Source organism: Acinetobacter sp. ANC 4973 (assembly GCF_002135275.1).
GTDB classification, from domain to species: domain Bacteria; phylum Pseudomonadota; class Gammaproteobacteria; order Pseudomonadales; family Moraxellaceae; genus Acinetobacter; species Acinetobacter kyonggiensis.
Genome location: NZ_NEGM01000021.1, coordinates 1 through 20,436, shown reverse-complemented (window position 1 = coordinate 20,436; position 20,436 = coordinate 1). Strand labels below are relative to the sequence as shown.

24 protein-coding genes are annotated in these 20,436 nt (G+C 39.2%); 11 read left to right on the top strand and 13 right to left on the bottom strand.

Going from position 1 to position 20,436, the window contains the following annotated elements; translation table 11 throughout:
- Positions 1-49: 49 nt before the first annotated feature.
- The 7 genes from B9T30_RS15220 to B9T30_RS15190 form a co-directional block, all read right to left on the bottom strand.
- Positions 50-901, bottom strand: coding sequence for an AAA family ATPase (locus tag B9T30_RS15220; protein WP_086185745.1), 852 nt, complete (start codon positions 899-901; stop codon positions 50-52).
- A gap of 21 nt (positions 902-922) precedes the next feature.
- The gene (locus B9T30_RS15215) at positions 923-1,306 is read right to left on the bottom strand and encodes a hypothetical protein (RefSeq protein WP_086185744.1); all 384 of its coding nucleotides are present in this window, start codon (positions 1,304-1,306) and stop codon (positions 923-925) included.
- 26 nt (positions 1,307-1,332) lie between these two features.
- The gene (locus B9T30_RS15210) at positions 1,333-1,641 is read right to left on the bottom strand and encodes a YcgL domain-containing protein (protein WP_086185743.1); all 309 of its coding nucleotides are present in this window, start codon (positions 1,639-1,641) and stop codon (positions 1,333-1,335) included.
- A gap of 128 nt (positions 1,642-1,769) precedes the next feature.
- Entirely contained in the window at positions 1,770-2,912 is a 1,143-nt protein-coding gene (locus B9T30_RS15205) for a ribonuclease D (protein WP_086185742.1), read from the bottom strand.
- A 224-nt stretch (positions 2,913-3,136) separates the two neighbouring features.
- The gene (recR, locus tag B9T30_RS15200) at positions 3,137-3,733 is read right to left on the bottom strand and encodes a recombination mediator RecR (protein ID WP_086163949.1); all 597 of its coding nucleotides are present in this window, start codon (positions 3,731-3,733) and stop codon (positions 3,137-3,139) included.
- A gap of 12 nt (positions 3,734-3,745) precedes the next feature.
- A complete protein-coding gene (locus B9T30_RS15195; protein ID WP_004651845.1) occupies positions 3,746-4,075 on the bottom strand; it encodes a YbaB/EbfC family nucleoid-associated protein in 330 nt (109 codons plus the stop codon).
- A 42-nt stretch (positions 4,076-4,117) separates the two neighbouring features.
- A complete protein-coding gene (locus B9T30_RS15190; RefSeq protein ID WP_086185741.1) occupies positions 4,118-5,305 on the bottom strand; it encodes an O-succinylhomoserine sulfhydrylase in 1,188 nt (395 codons plus the stop codon).
- Between the two features lie 137 nt (positions 5,306-5,442).
- Between B9T30_RS15190 and B9T30_RS15185 the strand changes: the two genes are divergently transcribed.
- From B9T30_RS15185 to B9T30_RS15140, 10 genes are all read left to right on the top strand, one after another.
- Complete coding sequence (locus B9T30_RS15185) at positions 5,443-6,513, top strand: alpha/beta fold hydrolase (protein ID WP_086185759.1); 1,071 nt, start codon at positions 5,443-5,445, stop codon at positions 6,511-6,513.
- A 10-nt stretch (positions 6,514-6,523) separates the two neighbouring features.
- A complete protein-coding gene (locus B9T30_RS15180) occupies positions 6,524-7,396 on the top strand; it encodes an NAD(P)-dependent oxidoreductase (RefSeq protein ID WP_086185740.1) in 873 nt (290 codons plus the stop codon).
- 81 nt (positions 7,397-7,477) lie between these two features.
- Positions 7,478-7,750 carry a YARHG domain-containing protein gene (locus B9T30_RS15175; RefSeq protein ID WP_086185739.1) on the top strand — a complete coding sequence of 91 codons (273 nt, stop codon included), beginning with the start codon at positions 7,478-7,480 and terminating at the stop codon, positions 7,748-7,750.
- Positions 7,751-7,782: 32 nt separating this feature from the next.
- The gene (locus tag B9T30_RS15170; RefSeq protein ID WP_086185738.1) at positions 7,783-8,196 is read left to right on the top strand and encodes an HIT family protein; all 414 of its coding nucleotides are present in this window, start codon (positions 7,783-7,785) and stop codon (positions 8,194-8,196) included.
- A gap of 254 nt (positions 8,197-8,450) precedes the next feature.
- Positions 8,451-9,533 carry a porin gene (locus B9T30_RS15165; RefSeq protein WP_086185737.1) on the top strand — a complete coding sequence of 361 codons (1,083 nt, stop codon included), beginning with the start codon at positions 8,451-8,453 and terminating at the stop codon, positions 9,531-9,533.
- A gap of 442 nt (positions 9,534-9,975) precedes the next feature.
- Positions 9,976-10,167 carry a cytochrome oxidase putative small subunit CydP gene (cydP, locus tag B9T30_RS15160; protein ID WP_004651836.1) on the top strand — a complete coding sequence of 64 codons (192 nt, stop codon included), beginning with the start codon at positions 9,976-9,978 and terminating at the stop codon, positions 10,165-10,167.
- Positions 10,167-11,765 carry a cytochrome ubiquinol oxidase subunit I gene (locus B9T30_RS15155; protein ID WP_086185736.1) on the top strand — a complete coding sequence of 533 codons (1,599 nt, stop codon included), beginning with the start codon at positions 10,167-10,169 and terminating at the stop codon, positions 11,763-11,765. The genes cydP and B9T30_RS15155 overlap by 1 nt, the downstream gene beginning before the upstream one ends.
- Entirely contained in the window at positions 11,762-12,907 is a 1,146-nt protein-coding gene (gene cydB / locus B9T30_RS15150; RefSeq protein WP_086185735.1) for a cytochrome d ubiquinol oxidase subunit II, read from the top strand. The genes B9T30_RS15155 and cydB overlap by 4 nt, the downstream gene beginning before the upstream one ends.
- Positions 12,908-12,939: 32 nt before the next feature.
- Positions 12,940-13,041 (top strand): cytochrome bd-I oxidase subunit CydX, encoded by a 102-nt coding sequence (gene cydX / locus B9T30_RS15145; protein ID WP_004651833.1) that lies wholly within the window; start codon positions 12,940-12,942, stop codon positions 13,039-13,041.
- Between the two features lie 3 nt (positions 13,042-13,044).
- Positions 13,045-13,341 carry a cyd operon YbgE family protein gene (locus B9T30_RS15140; RefSeq protein ID WP_086185734.1) on the top strand — a complete coding sequence of 99 codons (297 nt, stop codon included), beginning with the start codon at positions 13,045-13,047 and terminating at the stop codon, positions 13,339-13,341.
- A 53-nt stretch (positions 13,342-13,394) separates the two neighbouring features.
- Here B9T30_RS15140 and rodA read toward each other — a convergent pair whose 3' ends face one another.
- The 6 genes from rodA to B9T30_RS15110 all read right to left on the bottom strand — a co-directional run bounded on the left by rodA (position 13,395) and on the right by B9T30_RS15110 (position 19,577).
- Positions 13,395-14,531: a rod shape-determining protein RodA gene (gene rodA / locus B9T30_RS15135; RefSeq protein ID WP_086185733.1), complete on the bottom strand. Its 1,137-nt coding sequence runs from the start codon at positions 14,529-14,531 to the stop codon at positions 13,395-13,397.
- Between the two features lie 83 nt (positions 14,532-14,614).
- The gene (gene ispD / locus B9T30_RS15130; RefSeq protein ID WP_086185732.1) at positions 14,615-15,307 is read right to left on the bottom strand and encodes a 2-C-methyl-D-erythritol 4-phosphate cytidylyltransferase; all 693 of its coding nucleotides are present in this window, start codon (positions 15,305-15,307) and stop codon (positions 14,615-14,617) included.
- Positions 15,297-15,692: a cell division protein FtsB gene (gene ftsB, locus B9T30_RS15125; RefSeq protein ID WP_086163962.1), complete on the bottom strand. Its 396-nt coding sequence runs from the start codon at positions 15,690-15,692 to the stop codon at positions 15,297-15,299. Before ftsB ends, ispD begins: the two co-directional genes overlap by 11 nt.
- A 17-nt stretch (positions 15,693-15,709) precedes the next feature.
- Positions 15,710-16,999: a phosphopyruvate hydratase gene (gene eno / locus B9T30_RS15120; RefSeq protein ID WP_086185731.1), complete on the bottom strand. Its 1,290-nt coding sequence runs from the start codon at positions 16,997-16,999 to the stop codon at positions 15,710-15,712.
- Between the two features lie 47 nt (positions 17,000-17,046).
- Complete coding sequence (kdsA, locus tag B9T30_RS15115; RefSeq protein WP_004651826.1) at positions 17,047-17,904, bottom strand: 3-deoxy-8-phosphooctulonate synthase; 858 nt, start codon at positions 17,902-17,904, stop codon at positions 17,047-17,049.
- A 32-nt stretch (positions 17,905-17,936) separates the two neighbouring features.
- Complete coding sequence (locus tag B9T30_RS15110) at positions 17,937-19,577, bottom strand: CTP synthase (RefSeq protein WP_086185730.1); 1,641 nt, start codon at positions 19,575-19,577, stop codon at positions 17,937-17,939.
- A 226-nt stretch (positions 19,578-19,803) separates the two neighbouring features.
- Here B9T30_RS15110 and B9T30_RS15105 point away from each other — a divergent pair, with 226 nt between their 5' ends.
- Positions 19,804-20,229 (top strand): internalin, encoded by a 426-nt coding sequence (locus tag B9T30_RS15105; RefSeq protein ID WP_086185729.1) that lies wholly within the window; start codon positions 19,804-19,806, stop codon positions 20,227-20,229.
- Positions 20,230-20,436 lie beyond the last annotated feature (207 nt).

The window sequence follows — 20,436 nt, the reverse complement described above, 5'->3', positions numbered from 1 at the left end:
AGCTGCATCAGCAGCTTTAAATATTATGGTCAAAGTATAAAAATATCCACTAACGTCGCGACATGAAAGCGAGGCGCTCTAGTAATTGTACATCTTGCTCATTCTTAATTAATGCACCATATAAAGGTGGAATGGCTTTTGATTTATCATGATTACGCAGTACATCTTCAGGCATATCATCTGCCATCAGCAAACTTAGCCAATCAATCAATTCAGAAGTTGATGGTGGTTTTTTTAATCCCGAAACCTGACGAAGTTTAAAGAAAACTTGTAAAGCTTGATTCACCAAAGTTGCCGAAATTTTAGGAAAATGCACATCAATAATTTCACGCATTGTGCTTTCATCTGGGAATTCAATATAGTGAAAGAAACAACGACGCAAGAAAGCATCGGGTAATTCTTTTTCATTATTCGAGGTAATAATTACAATCGGACGTTGAGCCGCAGTAATGGTTTCCCCTGTCTCATACACAAAAAACGACATTTTATCGAGTTCGTGTAAAAGGTCATTTGGGAACTCAATATCTGCTTTATCAATTTCATCAATCAGCAATACACAGCGTTCTTCACTGGTAAAAGCTTCCCACAATTTACCAGGTTTAATATAGTTTTTAATATCATGCACACGGTCATCACCCAACTGACTATCGCGCAAACGCGAAACCGCATCATACTCATACAAACCTTGCTGCGCTTTAGTGGTAGATTTAATGTGCCAAGTCATGAGTTTCAAACCTAGACTTTGTGCCACTTGCTCTGCAAGTAATGTTTTACCTGTACCTGGCTCACCCTTCACTAGCAGAGGTTTTTGCAATGCACGTGCAGCTTTGACAGCTAATTTTAGACTTTCAGTGGCGATATACTGATCTGTACCGACAAATTGTTGAGTATCAACAGACATGATTTAACCTTATTGTTTTACTTAAAGTGGTGAACTATTTTTGTTTACTACAAACTTTGCTTTTTTGGCTGTGTATTGGGACCATAAATAGCCAACCACTAAACCAAGCCCAACAACAAATAAAATGAGTGATGCATTTGACCACACCAAAGCATTTTCTTTGGTCAAAACACCAAATAACAAACCAAAAATTGCTGGAGCGATGGAAGCATTATTACCTTCAGAAACTGTCGGGGTGAGTAAAATCGCGAATCCCATAATCCACGTTATACCACCAAAAGGTTTAGGCAAGCGTTTTGCAATCGCATACCATGACCAAAGCATAATGACACTTCCTAACAAATAAACTGTTATAGCAATGCTATCTTCAGGAATTGAATCTAGTAGTGCAAGAAAACTATTCATCGTGAACTCCAACTCCTGAATCGACTTTAAGCACCGCGCAAACCTTCTGGCGCAACTGCATTCGGATTGATTAATCCTTCTGGAGGAACCTGAATAAAGAAGCCTTTATTTTGAATTGAATCCATCACATGCAAAACATTCACACGGGCTAATGTGCGCTCTTCAGATAACTCTAAATTCATGACAAAAGTTACGCGACCAAATGCTGTGCGCATCGCTTCAGGTAAAATTTCAAGCGGACTAGCTGCTTCAGCTTCATTTTCAGTTGGCTCAGGACGGGCAATATAAAGATACATTTCAGCTTTTTTGCTAGATTTGAAAATTGAACAATGCATAGTTGAAACAGTACTCATTAAACTTGGCTCAAGCATACAACAAAAAAAAGACGGATACATTAGTGATTATTAACGCATCGGTCTTGATTTTGTATAAATGATAATTCTTTAAGCAATCTGGCTAAAGATTATTCCATCACCTTCATTTGAGTCGATAGATAGTTTTCATCGGCATGCAAAACATCAATCAATGGTTTCGTTAACAAATCATAACGCCAACCTAAGAGGTAAGCAGGTAAATCTTGCTCATCATTATGAAAGACCACATGCTGATACAATGCATTGAGCCATTTTTTACGCATCAACACTTCTTTAGGTATGGTGGTTTCATTCACCACAGCTTGAATAACAGCATCGACCTTTTCACCAATATCTTTTGATGAATGACGAATTGGACGTGCCATACGAAGTGGCCATTCTGCCTGTTCTGGCAAAAACTTAAGTAAATCTAAAATGGTTTTACCATGATCACGCACAATATTTTGACGAATATCTCGAATGCCTGATAACTGGAAGTGATTGCATGGATTTTTTTCGACCAAGTCAATCATGGTTGAACTTTTCAGAATAAAACTACGTGGATAATTCAACGCTTTTACGATCTGTTCACGCCACGCAGCTAATTGTTGTAACTGCATCAATTGACGGCGTGAATGACGATAATTCCCAATATCATGGTAAAGCCGTTCTAACGGCGTTTCTTGACCAATTTCATAAGTCAAATGACGGCAATCTTCGAGTGCAAAATCAAGTAAATATTTATCAGTTAATTCATTTTGAATCTTATTGGACAAATTCATCAAATACAGTACATCATTGGCTGCATAAGCGAGTTGTTCTGGACTCAGCGGACGTGCTAACCAATCAGATCTCGTCTGATCTTTATCAATATCAACATTCAGCATTTGTTTTAATGCATTTTGATAGCTCACTTGCAATCCATGTCCCAAAAAAGACATTCCGACTTGAGTATCAAAAACATTGGTTAAAGTTTTTTGCTGTGCATAATGATAAATTAAATCGATGTCTTCACTACAGGCATGAAATATATTTTGCTGTGCTTGAAATAATTTTTCCCAGAATATAGACAAATCTAAACTTGCCCCATCAAGTAAAAAAACTTGATCTGCAACATTAATTTGAAATACACCCAATTTAGGCCATAGGGTATCTACTTTGATGAATTCTGTGTCTAATCCATAAATGGACGTTTGACTCATCAAATGTAAAATATTTTCTAAGTCTGGTTGTTGCTGAATGAATTGAAACATATTACTGAGTCTAAAATCAGATTCTCTTTAAAAGCATATTAACCTATATATAACATTTAGATATAACAAATTTTACTTCTATAGCATCTATTCACTGTGTTTTTGGCATTTAAATGAAAATACAATGAGTTTTTATATCTTTTTTATATAAGTTTAAACGTGATTAATACACCTTTTACCCATCTTTCATTATTACATAATGAATAAAATAAAGAACATTGCACTTATTTCATTCGCATTCGATTATGTACAGCTTGGCTTAGAGTATGACTATCCACATATTCAAGTTCTCCCCCTTGAGGAACCCCTTGAGCGATTCGCGTCATTTGCACAGGTAAATGCTTGGTGGCTTCAACCAAGTAATGGGCTGTTGCCTGACCTTCTACTGTCGCATTGGTTGCTAAAATCACTTCTGCAACTTTACCTTCATTGAGTCGCTGCACCAAATATGGAATGCCAATCTCTTCAGGGCCAATACCATCAAGCGGTGACAAATGTCCACCTAATACATGATATTTACCACGAAAACTACCACTTTGTTCAATCGCCATCACGTCCGCAGGTGATTCAACTACACATAAAATTTGATCATCACGTTCATGTGAAAGACAAATATCACAAATTTCATTTTCAGTCAGCGAATGGCAAACGCTACATTCATGAATATAGGTCGTTGCTTCATTTAAAGCATGTGCTAACCCTATCGCACCTTCTCTATTTTTCATGATCAGGTGTAATGCCATACGCTGAGCCGATTTCGGCCCAACGCTTGGCAATATACGTAAAGCTTGCACCAGTTGATCAAATCGATCACTAAACACTAAACGTATTCCTTAAAATAAACCTGCAAGACCTGGTGGTAAGCCCATACCAGAGTTAGCAGCTTTCATTCTTTCTTCAGAAACCGCTTCAGCTTGACGCGCAGCATCATTCATTGCAGCCGCGATTAAGTCTTCAATCATATCGGCATCATCTTGAAGCAGTTCAGGACTAATTTCGATACGCTTTACCACATTACGGCACGTCATAGTAACTTTAACCAAACCACCGCCTGCTTCCGCATGCACTTCAGTTTGAGCAAGTTCTTCTTTTGCCTTTTTCATGTTGACTTCAACATCTTTTTGCATACGCTGAGCTTGTTGCATTAACATATTAATGTTCATAAAAATCTCCGAACAAATAAATTCTAAATCAATATCTATAAATTAAATTAAGTCTAAACCACGACTAATATCGCGGATAATATCATCAATATCTTCCAAACCAACAGAGACGCGAATTAAACCTTCACAAATACCCGCTGCTTCTTTGGCATCGGCTGAGAGTTTACCGTGAGTTGTGGTCGCTGGGTGAGTAATTGTTGATTTTGCATCACCTAAATTACCCGTAATTGAAATAAATTGGGTATTGTCGATGACTTTCCAAGCCCCTTCACGACCACCTTTGACTTCAAATGATACAATACCGCCAAAACCTGTTTGTTGTTTCGCAGCAAGCTCATGTCCAACATGTGCTGGTAAACCTGCATAGTAAACTTTTTCAACGTTCGCATGCGTATCTAAGAATTCAGCAAGTTTTTTCGCACCTTCAGAGTGTGCTTTCATACGTAAACGTAACGTTTCTAAACCTTTTAAGAATACCCAAGCATTAAATGGACTCATTGAAGGGCCAGTGGTACGCACATAACCAAATACATCTTCAAGCAGTTGGTGATTCCCTACTACAGCACCACCTAAAGCACGACCTTGACCATCGAGATATTTGGTTGCTGAATAAACCACTAAATCTGCACCAAATTTAATCGGTTGTTGCAAAACTGGTGTACAGAAACTGTTATCAATCGCCAACAATGCACCATTGGCATGTGCAATATCAGCCAAAGCCTGAATATCTGCAATTTCAGACAGTGGATTAGATGGAGATTCAACAAACAGTAACTTGGTTTCAGGCTTAATGGCATTTTTCCATGCCGCTAAATCTGTCAAATCAACAAAATCAACACTTACACCAAATTTAGCCACGTATTTTTCAAATAAAGATACAGTTGAACCAAACACAGCACGTGAACAAATAACATGATCACCCAATTTTAGATACGACATTGCAACAGCCATAATTGCAGCCATACCCGTACTTGTTGCAACAGCCCGTTCAGCCCCTTCTAAAGCAGCTAAACGCTTTTCAAACATGGCGACAGTTGGATTGGTAAAGCGTGAATAAATATTTCCCGGTTCTTGACCTGAAAATTTAGCTGCCGCCTCTGCTGCATTTTCATAAACAAAAGATGAAGTGAGGAAAATTGGCTCACCATGCTCACCTTCAAAACTACGTGTATGACCTGTACGAATGGCTAAAGTGTCTAATTGGTATTCAATGTCGTCTTGCTGGCTCATCTTTATTACCCAGTCCTGAATTGCCGTTGCGAATAATTGCCAACATTTTGAGCGTCTATGGTATTTAAGGTCAAGGTATAATGCATAAATATCGCCTACACTTCGATCAATCCACTCATGGGCGAGTACAAGCAGCCATGCTTCACGTTAAAAATAAACTAAAAAACTTATCAACTCGTTTGTTTGATTCAAGCTCGCTGGTTTTATCACAAACAACGGCGTATGACGTTATTGCCGAATATAAACAAACGCGTATTCGTTATTACGCATCGCCCAATAAACAATATAAAGAACCGCTGGTCTTTGTTGCCCCGCTTGCAATCAACATGGCCATTTATGACCTCTACCCTTATCGCTCATTGGTCAAACATTTTCAGCATAGTGGTTTTGATGTCTATTTGGTGCAATGGGGACAATATAACTATAAAGATCGTTTTTTAAATTTTATGTCTTTTATTGATGATGCCATTCCCCATTGTATCGAGCAGATTCGTAAGCACTCAAATAGTGAAGAAATCTCATTACATGGTTGGAGCATGGCAGGTATTTTCGTGGTGCTCTATTGTGCTTTGCGGCAACCCAATTTTGTCAAAAATTTGATCGTACTGGGTAGTCCTGTAGATAGTTATGCCTCTGGTCGTACCGGTAAACTTTTTCAAAAGGTGAATCAACTTATTGCTAAAAATAAAACACTACAAAATAAAATTTATTCTGAAGCTGTGCCAAAAAGCTTTATCCACACCTCGGGCTTACTCAATGCGATTGGATTTAAAATCATTGATCCCAAAGGCTGGTTTCATAGCCAAAAGCGGCTTTTTTTGAATTTAGATAACACCCAAGCCTTGTACGAACATGCCACCATGGGGAATTTTCTCAACAAAATGATTGATTATCCTGGTGGCATCAATCAAGACATGATTTTTAATGTTTGGCTACAAAATCCACTAAAAAATGGCGTTATACAATTACAAGATAAGAATATCGAATTAAAAAATATTCAATGCGCTTTATTGATTGGCGCAGGTCGTAGCGATCAGATCGTATCAGCAGAGGCTGTTAAGCCTTTAATTGAATTGACAAATAGCCAAGATGTCACGTTTACTCTTATCCCCGGTGGGCATTTAGGCCTAATGTCGAGCCAATCAAGTGCAAATGAGTTCTGGCCATTGATGACCACTTGGCTAAAACAGAGATCGAGCAAAATATAAAGGATATACCATGATTCAGTCAGTTGCATTTATCGGCCTAGGTGCTATGGGTTACCGCATGGCGGCACATTTACCTCAACATTTTGATACGGTATATGTATGGAATCGGAATTTTGAAAAAGCCAAGCAACATGCAACTGAATATGGCACCCAAGCCGTAGAACTTGAGCAAGCCGTTCAAGCCGATGTTATTTTTTCTTGCTTACCGACCAGCAAAGACGTTGAAGAACTGATTGCCACTGTCAAAATCAAATCAGGTTCCATCTGGGTCGACTGCACCAGTGGTGTACCTGAATCTGCCAAAAATCTAGCAACACAATTAAAATTACACAATATCGACTTTCTTGATGCACCTGTTAGTGGGCAAACCATTGGTGCAGAAACAGCAACTTTAACGGTTATGGTTGGTGGCGAATCGGCTGCTTTTGAAAAAGCTCTACCTGCGATGCAAGCTTTTGGTAAACTGATTAAACATGTGGGGGGTTCTGGTGCAGGGTTTTCAGTTAAAGCTGTAAATAACATGCTTTTGGCCGTAAATTTGTGTTCTGTTGCAGAAGGCTTTACTGCCCTCAAAGCCCACGGTGTCAACCTGCATGAAGCCCTTGATTGTATTAATGCCTCAAGCGGAAAAAGTGGTGTGACCGAAACAGTTTTACCGCAACGCATTTTAAACCGTAGTTTTCCACTGACCTTTGCGCTGCCATTATTAGCCAAAGATACAGGTATTGCATTAGACTTGGTTCGTGAAGCGAAGCTCTCTGCGCCTGTCATTGCTTTAACTCAAAGTTTAATTCAAGCTTCTAGCGATTTATCAGAAAAAGACAGTGACTTTTCCAGTGCTGTAAAAATGTATGAATCATGGAGTAAAATTACACTTGAGTAATAACTCGCCATTGAATAATGATAACTAAACCTAATATTGTGATGATGTGCTTTACACAATGTTAAACCTGAGGAAACTCTCATGACTAAGTTTACAGTTGCAATGTTTGCAAGCCTTGCAACCTTCATCGGGGCAAATACCTTTGCAGCAAGTGCCGAGCAAGAGTGTCAACAATTGAAAAATGACCATGATGTCATTTATGCATCTAAAGGTTTCTGCTTTAAAGATCCGGAAGCTAAGGCGAGGTTTGGCAATAATGATAATTGCTATACAACTAAACCAAAATTTTCAGAAAAAGAGCAACAACGACTTGACGCCATCAAAGATCGTCAGAAAGAATTGAACTGTAAATAATTACAGCAGACAATTACTTTTAAGGATTAGACATGCTTTACGATGATCAAAATATTTTTGCACGCATTATCCGCAATGAACTTCCTGCCATTAAAGTTTATGAAGATGATCAAGTTGTTGCGTTTATGGACATCATGCCACAAGCTGAAGGCCATACGTTGGTTATCCCTAAAACGCCAGCTGTAACACTGCTTGACCTCGCACCAGAAGCTGCTGCTTACACCATTCAAATTGTGCAAAAAATTGCACAAGCTATGGAAAAAGCATTGGATATCAAAGGTGTTGTCCTCATGCAACTTTCAGGTGCCGCAGCAGGTCAAACCGTACCGCATGTGCATTTCCACTTAATTCCAACGTCAGTACATGAATTAGGTAAACATGCTTTACACATGGGTGATCAAGAAAAAATTAAGGTCTTGGCTGAAAAAATTAAAGCCGCACTTTAATTTAAATCATCTAAAATAAAATGGAGTTTAGGCTCCATTTTTTATAAGTCCATAATAATAAAAAATATTAGATCCAAATAAAAAAACCTTAATACGTCACCAAACTGTCATTTTTTCTTCACCGCACTGTCATATCCATTACAGATACTGCTTAGCAAGTTGGTTAGCTTCTGTAACTTTTTGTACTTAAGCAAACTAAAAAAAGAGTCAAGCAAGGCTATCGCCATTAAGAACAGTGTTTTGGAGAAATCTCAATGAAAAAATTGCTTCTCGCTGCAGCAGTTACAACTTTAAGCTTAAGTGCAGCGCAAGCAGCACCAACTTTGTACGGTAAAGTGAATGTAAGTGTCGACAGCTACGATGATGGAAAAGATGACAAAGTAGAAGTCAATTCAAATGCTTCACGCCTTGGTGTTAAAGGGGAAGAGAAACTAACTGAGAAACTCTCAGCAGTTTACCAAGCTGAATGGGAAATTGATGTAGATGGCGGTGATGACGTATTTAAAAAACGTAATATTTTCGCTGGTTTAAAGTGGGCTAATCTAGGAACCTTAAAAGCAGGTATCATGGATACACCATTTAAAGATGCTGCTAATGGATACCGTGACGTATTTAATGACTATGCACATGCCGACATCAAAGAAATGATGTATGGTGAAGAACGTGTAGAAAATGTCATTGGGATTGAAACCGATCCTAAACTGATGGGTGGATTAGTATTTGCTCTTCAAGCTCAACAAGGTGAATCTACCAGCAGTACAGTAACTTATACTGACGGTGCTCGTGACAGCATTGGCGATGGTATCTCCACTTCACTTTCATATGCCAATAAAGACCTCGGCTTAGAAGGTGTTATTTCAGGAAACTTCAAATCTATAGGTGACTTCGCGGCTGTTGGCATTTCAAATGCTCCTGCTGACGCAATCCGTGTAGGTGCTTCTTTCGACCTAGGTAAAATTGGTGCGACAGGCTTATTTTTAGGTGCGATGTGGCAAACTGCTGAAGTCTCTGATTATTTAGGTACTGAAACCTATCGTAATGTAGAAGAAAATGCATGGTTAATTTCAGCAACGTACAAGCTTGGAAATACACCTTGGTCTTTTAAAGCTCAATATCAAGAAGCTGACACTGACTGGACTACAGCTACAGTAACGGGCGATACCTCTGCAAAACAATGGGGTATTGGTGCAGATTATAAATTAAACAGCCAAACAAAATTATTCGCGAGTGCAGTACAACGCGAGTGGGACAACAAACGTACAAGCGCTGGAGCTGCTGCTGCAATTCCAAATGCTGACGAAAATGTTTATGGTTTAGGCATGGAAATCAAATTCTAAGTTCAAATGAATTAAAAAAGACCACCTAAAAGGTGGTCTTTTTTATTTCACAAAATCACACCAAATGCCGCAAAAAATCGACTGTTTTAAAAATATCTCCATCATTATTGTTATGCTTAAATGCAAAATTCTAATTAAAATAAAAATCAATCTCATTTGATAAACATTATCTTAAATACCAGTTTTTAATAATACACAACTGTTTTAGTCAACTTTAAAATAATACTAAAGCATTTTCGTTGGTTTTACAAAAAACCAATACAAAGCATTTTACTCAACTTTAAAATCCTGAAATATTAGTTTAATTTTTGTTTAACCTGTTTTTTAAGTTGTTGTTTAAATTAAGTTAAATAATATATTTTTATTTTAAGTGTTCCAGCTATTTATTTTTATTATTGTTTTGTTAATAATAGATCTTATGTTTCAAAATAGGCTTATGTAGATGAGCTTAATCCCCAAAGATTTCAATCAAAAATTAGTGCGAGAAATCACGATCATATTAATAATTAAGATCGTTCTCTTACTAACAATCAAACATATCTGGTTCGATGCTCCGACCATTCCTAAAAATTTTGACAATCAAGTTGCCGAGCATATTGCTGGCAGCCCTTCCCAAATCAAGGAGACACGTTGATGATTTCTGAAAGCGTGGTCGATCTTTCGCGGTTCCAATTTGCGATGACCGCGATGTATCATTTTATTTTTGTTCCACTGACTTTAGGTCTGGCTTTTATTCTTGCCATTATGGAAACCACGTATGTGATTTCTGGTAAAGAAATTTATAGAGACATGACTAAATTTTGGGGAAAACTCTTCGGTATTAACTTCGCTTTAGGGGTTACCACTGGCTTAACCATGGAATTCCAGTTTGGTACAAACTGGGCATATTATTCACATTATGTGGGTGATATTTTTGGTGCTCCACTTGCAATTGAAGGCCTGATGGCATTCTTTTTGGAGTCCACTTTTATTGGTTTATTCTTCTTCGGATGGGATCGACTTTCTAAAGCTCAACATTTAGCGGTCACTTGGCTGGTTGCTATTGGCTCCAATCTGTCTGCACTATGGATTTTAGTCGCCAATGGTTGGATGCAGAATCCAGTCGGTTCAGCATTTAACTATCAAACCATGCGTATGGAGTTAGTTGACTTTGGTGCCTTGATTTTTAACCCAGTCGCTCAAGTTAAGTTTGTACATACCGTTTCAGCGGGTTATGTAACGGGTGCTATTTTTGTACTTGCGATTTCAAGTTTCTACTTATTGAAAAAACGTGATTTACCTTTTGCCCGTCGTTCATTCGCAATTGCGGCGATCTTTGGTCTAGCATCTACACTATCGGTGATTCTACTAGGTGACGAGTCTGGTTATGAGATCGGTGATGTGCAAAAAACTAAACTTGCAGCAATTGAAGCGGAATGGGATACCCATCCTGCACCAGCACCATTTACTTTATTTGGTATTCCAAATAAAGAAACCATGACTACGGACTATGCAGTCAAAATCCCTTATCTCATGGGAATTATCGCAACTCGTTCTACAACAAAAGAAGTAACGGGCATCAAAGACCTCGTTATTCAGCATGAAGCACGTATCCGTAATGGTATGGTTGCTTATGCACAATTAGAAAAACTTCGTGCCGGTGATCAATCAGCGGAACTAAAAACAGCATTTGAACAATCTCAAAAAGACTTAGGCTATGGCTTACTTCTTAAAAAATACACACCAAATGTGGTTGATGCGACTGAAGCAAATATTAAAGCAGCCGCTTTAGACACCATTCCACATGTTCCAAGTTTATTCTGGGCTTTCCGTGCCATGGTGGCCTCTGGTTTCTTAATGTTGTTGTTATTTGCCCTTGCAACTTTTGCTGTAGCAAAACGCAATGCAGAAAGCAAACCGTGGTTACTTAAATTCGCTCTATTTGCTCTCCCTTTACCATGGGTTGCAGCGCAAACGGGTTGGTATGTTGCTGAAGTAGGTCGTCAACCTTGGACGATTGGTGAAGTTTTACCTACACATCTCTCAACTTCTTCATTAAGTACTGGCGATGTTTGGGGTTCAATCATTGCACTTGCAGCATTCTATACAGTACTTCTTATTATTGAGATGTACTTGATGATCAAATTCTCTCGTTTAGGTCCAAGTTCGTTACACACAGGTAAATATCATTTCGAGAAATTAGCAGCAAAAGATAATGCAAATCACGCTAAAGTTGAGGAGCCTCAATCATGATCGAATATGAACTTCTCAAAATCATCTGGTGGGTATTGGTTGGTGTCTTACTGATTGGTTTTGCACTTACAGATGGTTTTGATATGGGCTCAATGGCACTCATGCCATTTGTAGGAAAAACAGATGATGAACGTCGTGCTGCAATCAATACGATTGCACCACACTGGGAAGGCAACCAAGTTTGGTTCGTGACCGCTGGTGGAGCACTATTTGCTGCTTGGCCAATGGTTTATGCCACTGCTTTCTCGGGCATGTACTGGGCACTATTACTGGTCTTATTTGCTTTATTTTTAAGACCTGTAGGCTTTGATTACCGCTCTAAACTGCAAAATACACAATGGCGTACGTCTTGGGATTGGGGTTTAGCTGTTGGTGGTGCAGTTCCTGCTTTAGTGTTTGGTGTCGCGTTTGGCAACATGTTCCTTGGCGTACCTTTTACATTAGATGAAACCGTCCGTTCAACCTACACAGGCAGCTTCTTTGCCCTACTCAATCCATTTGCTCTAGTTTGTGGTTTAGTCAGCTTATCTATGCTGTGTGCGCATGGTGGTGCATGGCTCATGCTTCGTACCGATGGTGTTTTGCGTCAACGCTCTGCAAAAGCAACTCAAATTATGGGCATCGTATACTTAGTTTGCTTCTTAGGCGCAGGTGCATGGTTATACTTCGGTGGTATTGAAGGCTATACATTAGTACAACCTTTTGATACCAATGGTGTAGCCAACCCATTAGCAAAAGAAGTACTCACCAATGGCAACCACGGTTGGATGAACAACTATTCAACCTATCCAATCACTATGCTTGCTCCAATTGCTGCAGTTTTGGGTGGATTACTGATTGTCTTGGCTGCTGGTAAAAATAAAGCGGGTCTTAGCTTTACAGGCTCCACTTTAGCCGTAACAGGTTCCATCTTAACGGCTGGTTTTGCACTATTCCCATTCCTCATGCCATCAAGCATTAATCCAACCGTAAGTTTGACCATGTGGGATGCTGTTTCAAGTCAAAATACACTTACTGTGATGACTGTTGTCGCGGGTATTTTTGTCCCACTCATTATAGTTTACACCACTTGGTGCTACTATAAGATGTGGGGTGTCATTACCAATAAACACGTTCAAGATAACTCACACAGCCTTTATTAAGGTTGTGTCTACAAGAAATAAGGAGAATAGTTATGTGGTATTTCGCTTGGATTCTTGGCATCTTGATGGCGTGTTTTGCAGGTGTACTCAGTGCTCTTTACATTGAACACAATCAAGATTTAGATGAGGAATAGAAAATGACGGAAGTGGCAGTGACAACAACAGAAAAAAAGCCGAATAAATTTGCAATGGCCCTCTCATTTTTGTTGGCATTGCCTCTTGCTGCTATTTTACTCATCCATCCTGCTGCAATGCTGGATGCCAATGGTGAATACAGCCATCGTGCCATGATGTTTATTATGATTGGTATTTCAGGTGGTTTTATTCACGGTGTCGGTTTTATTCCAAAGTTTTGGTTATGGAAATGGTTATTTAGCCCTTTCATTGCATGGCCACTCATGCTTTGGGGCTACTACACTTGGCTCCTCGCTTAAAATCAAAAAGCCCTTAATTTATTAAGGGCTTTTTTAACACGATTATTGCTTCATTAACGGTGACTATGAATCGACATCACAATCCCCATACTGGCAAGCATGGAAATTACAGCGGTTCCACCATAACTCATCAATGGTAATGGATCACCTGTCACAGGAAGAATACCACTCACCATTCCTGAACTTAAGAACACAAAAAAGAAGAAAGTCAGCCCAATCGCACCCGCAAATAAACGCCCAAAGTTATGAAAGCTATTCATTCCGATCATTAAACAACGAATAATAATGGCAGCAAATAAACTAATTAACAGAAACACCCCAATAAAACCGAACTCTTCTGCATAAGTCGACATAATAAAATCGGTATGATGTTCAGGCAAGTAACCTAAGTGTGATTGCGTTCCCTCAAGGTAGCCTTTACCTGTTAAGCCGCCAGAGCCAATTGCAATTTTGGATTGAATAATATTCCAACCTGCCCCCAAAGCATCAGATTCTGGGTCAAACAAAGTCAACACACGCTTTTTTTGATACTCTTGCAACACAAACATCCAAAGTGCAGGTGCTGCAACCGCAAATGCCGAAAGCGCACCCACAATCAATTTCCAAGACATACCACTTAAAAATAAAACAAAGATGCCCGGAATGATCAAACCAATATTCAAGTCAGGCTGCAAAGCTACCAATACAAAAGGAATGATCATCAGCACTAAAGCGATAATAATATCTAAGAACTTAGGTGGAAATGGACGACGCGAAAAATACCATGCCATCATCAAAGGCATTGCAAACTTCATAAATTCACTGGGTTGCATGCTGCCAATTCCCGGTAGACTAATCCACCTTTTTGCCCCCATACGAGTTTCACCAATGACCAGTACCATCACCAGCATAAAAAGGGCAAATATATAAAAATAAGGGCTAACCGCTTGATAAACTTTTGGTGGAATTTGCGCGCAGATAAACAGGGCGATGAAACCAACACCAAAACTAATGGCTTGACGAAGAACCATTTGTGAATCTTGAGCTGATGCACTATAAATAACCATCAAACCCAAGGCCGCATTCAGAACTAAAAAGCATAATAACCAAGGGTCTAAATGCCATTTTTTCCATTTAGATGAATCATTTTTAATGCTTCTACCATCACGTAAAGAGTGACGTAAAAAACGATACTGAGGTGATGGTATCATTTGAAATATTTGAATGTGTAGATGAGATGGCAAAGTATAAATTTAAAGCCCCAGAGATAATACATCTGGCGCCATTTTTTATTTTATTTTTGTGAAGCTAAAATTAATTTAGCCAGTTCTAAATCATCAGCATAAGTAATTTTAATATTATCTGAACGACCTTGTACCACTTTCACCGTTTCACCTATATGCTCTAAAGCACTGGCTTCATCCGTAATCGTAATACCATCCTGCAATGCTTTCTCAATGGCATACTTCAACATGCCTAACTTTGAAAGTTGCGGAGTCTGTGCTTGCCATAAATGATCGCGACTCACAGTCGTATCAATATTATCGTGCTGTGCCACAAATTTTAAAGTATCACGGACTGGAATGGCTAAAATTGCACTACAATCCTCTTGAATAGCCGTATGCACCAAACGATTCAAACACTCTTGAGTAACGCATGGACGTGCAGCATCATGTACAAAAACCAAATCATCAGCTGAAGCTATTCGACTCAAATAAGTCAATGCATTCAGCACAGAATGAACACGCTCTGCACCGCCCACACAAAAATGAGCTTTATCCAACTGAACAAAATTTAATGTTTTAGCAACTGAATCATCTTCACTTATCGCCAACACATAACCCAATATAGGCAATTGATTCAAACGACTCACAGTATGTTCTAATACAGTCTGACCTTGAATCATTTGATACTGTTTAAGTTCAGTTTTAGAAAAACGACTTCCAGAACCTGCAGCAGGAATAACCGCCCAAATTTTATGGCGCATTTACAGGCACTTCTTCTTGGCCATCTTCATTGGTTCTTAAATCTATTTTTGCATTTGGATCAATATAAATCGGCTTATACTGCGTTCCAATCATGCTCATTTGCACAAACGTTTCATTTGGCTTAACCAAACCTAAATCTAAACGTGCATGCTCTTCAATCGCTTCAATACCATTTTTTAAATCATACACTTCAGCAGCCAGAACACGATTACGTTCTTTTAATTCCGTATTTATTTCTGTTTGTTGTTGAATTTTTTGGGCTAATTTTTGATGATCATGATAACCACCTTCGCCAAACCAGAATAAGTACTGAAACCCTGCGATCAAAATGATCGCAAGGCCCAATAATACTTTACTCGCAGCGGAGTTAAATATACTTAACATAAATAGCATTCAGTCGCTTAGTTCAAACCTTTGAATTCAGCTTTACCGCGATATGCTGCATGAGTCAACTCTTCAATACGAAGTAATTGGTTATATTTTGCAACACGATCAGAACGGCACAGTGAACCTGTCTTGATTTGACCAGCCGCAGTACCCACAGCAAGATCTGCAATCGTAGAATCTTCAGTTTCGCCTGAACGGTGTGAAATTACTGTAGAGTAACCATTTGCTTTCGCAAGATAAATTGCATCTAAAGTTTCGGTCAACGTACCAATTTGGTTGTATTTGATTAAAATAGAGTTACCTACTTTCTCATTAATACCACGCTGAAGGATTTTTGGGTTTGTAACGAACAAGTCATCACCCACCAACTGGATTTTGTCACCAAGGATAGATGTCAAGTAAGACCAACCTTCCCAATCCGACTCATCCAAACCATCTTCAATTGAGATAATTGGATATTGGTTTACAAGACCCGCTAAATAGTCAGAGAACTGGTTGCTTGTGAATGCTTTATTGCCTTCACCTGCAAGGATGTATTGACCATTTTTGTAGAATTCTGAAGATGCACAGTCAAGCGCAAGCATAATGTCAGAACCAGCTTTGTAACCTGTTTGACCAATAGCTTCAAGAATAACAGTGATTGCTTCTTCGTTTGAACGCAAGTTCGGTGCAAAACCACCTTCATCACCTACAGCAGTGTTTAAACCTTTTTTGTTTAAAACTGATTTTAGAGAATGGAAGATTTCAGCACCCGCACGTAATGCTTCAGAGAATGAAGTAAAGCCTACTGGCTCAATCATAAACTCTTGAATATCAACATTATTATCTGCATGTGAACCACCATTGATGATGTTCATCATTGGTACAGGCATAGTCAAAATCGTTTGACCACGTAAGTCCGCGATATATTGGAACAAAGGAATTTTCTTTTCGTCAGCCGCAGCACGCGCAACAGCTAAAGAAACAGCTAAAGTTGCATTTGCACCCAATTTTTCTTTGTTTTCAGTACCATCAAGATCAATCATCTTTTGGTCGATTTCTTTTTGCTCAAATACAGAAGTACCGATTAAAAGATCACGAATCAACGTATTTACGTTGTTTACTGCAGTGCGAACACCTTTACCTAAGTAACGTGCTTTGTCGCCGTCACGAAGTTCTAAAGCTTCACGAGAACCAGTTGAAGCACCAGATGGTGCACATGCACGGCCAACTACGCCAGATGCTAAGATAACGTCTGCTTCGATGGTTGGGTTACCACGAGAGTCCAAAATTTCACGTGCACGAATGTCAACGATTTGACTCATGAACAATTCCTCAGTTGATTGAATAACTAGATGCTCTTATTAGAGCATCAATGAGTATCTAACTTTTTGAAACCTTTAACTAAGGTATCCAATTCTTTTAATTGCGCCAAGAACGGCTCAAGTTGTGACATACGAAGTGCACATGGGCCGTCACATTTTGCATGTTCTGGATCTGGATGTGCCTCTAGGAACAAACCAGCCAAACCTGTCGCCATACCTGCGCGTGCAAGTGTCGTGATTTGCGCACGACGACCGCCTGCCGAATCCGCTCGACCACCGGGGGTTTGCAGCGCATGGGTCACATCAAAAAACACAGGGACATTCATTTCTTTCATGTGATCGAAGCCAAGCATGTCTACAACAAGATTGTTATAGCCAAATGCTGAACCACGTTCACAGAGAATAAGCTTGTCATTTCCAGCTTCTAAACATTTATTTAGAATATGGCGCATCTCATGCGGTGCGAGGAACTGTGCTTTTTTAATGTTAATAATGGCATCTGTTTTTGCCATCGCTTCAACAAGGTCAGTCTGACGACTTAAAAAAGCAGGAAGCTGAATAATATCAGCAACTTCAGCCACAGGTGCGGCTTGGTAAGGCTCATGTACATCGGTAATGATCGGTACATTGAAGTGTTTTTTAATGTCTGCTAACCACTCAAGACCTTTTTCCAGACCTGGGCCACGGAAAGAATTCAAGCTGGAGCGATTGGCTTTATCAAAGCTTGCTTTAAAAACATAGGGAATATCTAAACGTGTGCAGATATCCACATAGGTTTCAGCAATTTCAAAAGCAAGATCTTTAGATTCAAGTACGTTCATGCCGCCGAATAGTACAAATGGCAAGTGGTTTGCCATTTGTATATCGCCTAAACGTACAATTTCTTGTGGTTTTAATTGTGACATTTAAACTTTCCTAGTTTATTCCCAGACCATTGTTACTTGGTTTTTTGATACTGTTTTTTAGCAGCGTCAATAAAGCTAGCAAATAACGGATGTCCATCACGTGGTGAACTTGTAAATTCCGGATGGAATTGTACAGCAATAAACCAAGGATGTTGAGGAATTTCAATAGTTTCTACTAAGTGTTGTACTGGTGAATAACCTGAAATTTTCATCCCTGCTTCTTCAAGCGCTGGAATGAAACGGTTGTTCATTTCGTAACGATGGCGATGGCGTTCAATAATTTCCGCACTACCATACACTTCACAAGTCTTCGTACCTGCAACCAATTCAGATTTTTGAGCACCAAGACGCATGGTTCCACCAAGGTCAGATTCAACACTACGTTGCTGAACTTCACCGCGCTCATCCAGCCATTCAGTAATTAAACCAATGAGTGGTGATTTCGTTGAACGATTAAATTCAGTAGACGTTGCATCCGTAATACCAGCAACATGACGCGCATACTCAATAACAGCAAGCTGCATACCCAAACAGATTCCAAGGAATGGAACGCCATTTTCACGGGCAAATTGAATTGCTTTCATTTTGCCTTCAGTACCGCGCTCACCAAAACCGCCCGGAACAAGGATTGCATCCGCATCTTTCAATACATCGCTTACATCTTGGCTTTCTAACTCTTCAGCATTGACATAGTCAATTTGAATTTTAACGCGGTTTTTAATACCCGCATGTAGAAGTGCTTCATTTACAGATTTATAGGCATCTGGAAGTTCAACATATTTACCCACCATTGCAACACGGACTGTGTATTCTGGATTAAGTAAAGCATCTACCACATTATCCCAATCTGTTAAATCAGCTTCAGGAAGGTCGTTATAACCAAAACGCTCACAAATCAAATCATCAACATTTTGTTCATAGAAGGTACGTGGGATTTGATAAATAGAACGCGCATCCTTACATACCACAACCGCACGTGCTTCTACGTTAGTAAATAGCGCAATTTTACGGGTTGTATCAGCATCAACATCATATTCTGTACGACAGATTAAGATATCTGGCTGAATACCAATCGACAATAGCTCTTTAACAGAGTGCTGTGTTGGTTTGGTTTTTAATTCAGCCGCAGATTTAATGTATGGAAGCAAAGTTAAATGCATGAGCATGGTACGTTTATGACCCAGCTCAACCATTAATTGACGTACAGCTTCCATGAATGGGAGAGATTCAATATCACCTACTGTGCCGCCAATTTCTACAATTGCAACGTCGTAGCCTTCACCTGCGCGAAGAACACGTTCTTTAATATTATCCGTAATATGTGGAATAACCTGAACTGTACCGCCAAGATAATCACCACGACGTTCTTTATTTAAAACATCTTGGTATACACGGCCAGAAGTAAAGTTATTCAATTTGGTCATTTTCGCACGACGTAAGAAACGTTCGTAATAACCCAAATCTAGGTCAGTTTCAGCACCATCCTCTGTGACAAAGACTTCACCATGCTGGAATGGGCTCATTGTCCCTGGATCGACATTAATGTATGGATCCATTTTGACCATGGTTACTTTTAAACCACGGGCTTCTAAAAGTGCAGCAACTGAAGCAGCTGAAATACCTTTACCTAGTGATGAAACTACACCACCAGTCACGAAAATAAAATGGGTCATTGGGTTTCTCGTACAATCGAGCCTAAATCGGCCTACAATGTTGCGCAATTTTACTTTACTCTGTACCAATAAAGCAAAGTCAATCCGCATCAATTCATAGAACAACAAACAATTGGCTATTCTATCAGCATTTCCGATAAAAAATTAGAGGGGTTGCAGAGGATTTTTATATTCGTATTTGCTGTTATAATGCTGACATCCTATTAATGCTTTATTTTGTGCAATTATGAATAAAAAACTTTTAATTTGTGGTGCTATCGCAGCAGGTTTATTATTAACAGCGTGTGTAAAAAAAGAAGCCCCGAAAGAAGATGAATCAGAACAAGCTGCAACAACTGAGCAAGTGACTGAACCGGTACAAGCAGAACCTTTAACTCCAGTTGAAAGCAACCAAATCGAAATTCCTACGCATGTAGAAGTTGAACGCCACGAAACAGCAAATACAACGACAGAGATTCGTCGTGAAGTAAGTGAACCTCAGGTAGTTGAAACAAAACCTACTGAAAGCAAACCTACTGCAAAAGCTGAGGCACCAAAAGCAGAAGACAAACCAACTCAAGCCACTCAACAAAAACCGAGTAATACACCTCAGTCGGAAGATGATGCTGTTGCTGCTGCCATTGCTGCTGCCACGCCTGCACTTGAAAACTAAGTTCGTTTTTGAAATGCAAAAACCCAGTGCAATCACTGGGTTTTTATTTAAGAGTAGGTAGTGCTCAGATCCAACGTGTTTTATTTTAGAATACAACTGAAACCACACAAGCTGTAAATACTGACAATGATCATAGAAACTACAACCTACCTATGCACCCGCTGCCAATCAGCGAATATCTATAAGAATGGACACAATAAAAGTGGA

What these genes read in the sequence shown, in the direction of transcription:
- B9T30_RS15155 (WP_086185736.1), top strand. Translation starts at nt 10,167, where the DNA reads ATGATTTCTGAAAGCGTGGTCGATCTTTCGCGGTTCCAATTTGCGATG.
- B9T30_RS15220 (WP_086185745.1), bottom strand. Translation starts at nt 901, where the DNA reads ATGTCTGTTGATACTCAACAATTTGTCGGTACAGATCAGTATATCGCC.
- B9T30_RS15105 (WP_086185729.1), top strand. Translation starts at nt 19,804, where the DNA reads ATGAATAAAAAACTTTTAATTTGTGGTGCTATCGCAGCAGGTTTATTA.
- B9T30_RS15175 (WP_086185739.1), top strand. Translation starts at nt 7,478, where the DNA reads ATGACTAAGTTTACAGTTGCAATGTTTGCAAGCCTTGCAACCTTCATC.
- B9T30_RS15215 (WP_086185744.1), bottom strand. Translation starts at nt 1,306, where the DNA reads ATGAATAGTTTTCTTGCACTACTAGATTCAATTCCTGAAGATAGCATT.
- B9T30_RS15205 (WP_086185742.1), bottom strand. Translation starts at nt 2,912, where the DNA reads ATGTTTCAATTCATTCAGCAACAACCAGACTTAGAAAATATTTTACAT.
- ispD (WP_086185732.1), bottom strand. Translation starts at nt 15,307, where the DNA reads ATGCGCCATAAAATTTGGGCGGTTATTCCTGCTGCAGGTTCTGGAAGT.
- B9T30_RS15195 (WP_004651845.1), bottom strand. Translation starts at nt 4,075, where the DNA reads ATGAACATTAATATGTTAATGCAACAAGCTCAGCGTATGCAAAAAGAT.
- cydB (WP_086185735.1), top strand. Translation starts at nt 11,762, where the DNA reads ATGATCGAATATGAACTTCTCAAAATCATCTGGTGGGTATTGGTTGGT.
- B9T30_RS15190 (WP_086185741.1), bottom strand. Translation starts at nt 5,305, where the DNA reads ATGAGCCAGCAAGACGACATTGAATACCAATTAGACACTTTAGCCATT.
- cydP (WP_004651836.1), top strand. Translation starts at nt 9,976, where the DNA reads ATGAGCTTAATCCCCAAAGATTTCAATCAAAAATTAGTGCGAGAAATC.
- B9T30_RS15210 (WP_086185743.1), bottom strand. Translation starts at nt 1,641, where the DNA reads ATGCATTGTTCAATTTTCAAATCTAGCAAAAAAGCTGAAATGTATCTT.
- ftsB (WP_086163962.1), bottom strand. Translation starts at nt 15,692, where the DNA reads ATGTTAAGTATATTTAACTCCGCTGCGAGTAAAGTATTATTGGGCCTT.
- B9T30_RS15110 (WP_086185730.1), bottom strand. Translation starts at nt 19,577, where the DNA reads ATGACCCATTTTATTTTCGTGACTGGTGGTGTAGTTTCATCACTAGGT.
- rodA (WP_086185733.1), bottom strand. Translation starts at nt 14,531, where the DNA reads ATGATACCATCACCTCAGTATCGTTTTTTACGTCACTCTTTACGTGAT.
- B9T30_RS15170 (WP_086185738.1), top strand. Translation starts at nt 7,783, where the DNA reads ATGCTTTACGATGATCAAAATATTTTTGCACGCATTATCCGCAATGAA.
- B9T30_RS15140 (WP_086185734.1), top strand. Translation starts at nt 13,045, where the DNA reads ATGACGGAAGTGGCAGTGACAACAACAGAAAAAAAGCCGAATAAATTT.
- B9T30_RS15180 (WP_086185740.1), top strand. Translation starts at nt 6,524, where the DNA reads ATGATTCAGTCAGTTGCATTTATCGGCCTAGGTGCTATGGGTTACCGC.
- eno (WP_086185731.1), bottom strand. Translation starts at nt 16,999, where the DNA reads ATGAGTCAAATCGTTGACATTCGTGCACGTGAAATTTTGGACTCTCGT.
- B9T30_RS15185 (WP_086185759.1), top strand. Translation starts at nt 5,443, where the DNA reads ATGCTTCACGTTAAAAATAAACTAAAAAACTTATCAACTCGTTTGTTT.
- kdsA (WP_004651826.1), bottom strand. Translation starts at nt 17,904, where the DNA reads ATGTCACAATTAAAACCACAAGAAATTGTACGTTTAGGCGATATACAA.
- cydX (WP_004651833.1), top strand. Translation starts at nt 12,940, where the DNA reads ATGTGGTATTTCGCTTGGATTCTTGGCATCTTGATGGCGTGTTTTGCA.
- B9T30_RS15165 (WP_086185737.1), top strand. Translation starts at nt 8,451, where the DNA reads ATGAAAAAATTGCTTCTCGCTGCAGCAGTTACAACTTTAAGCTTAAGT.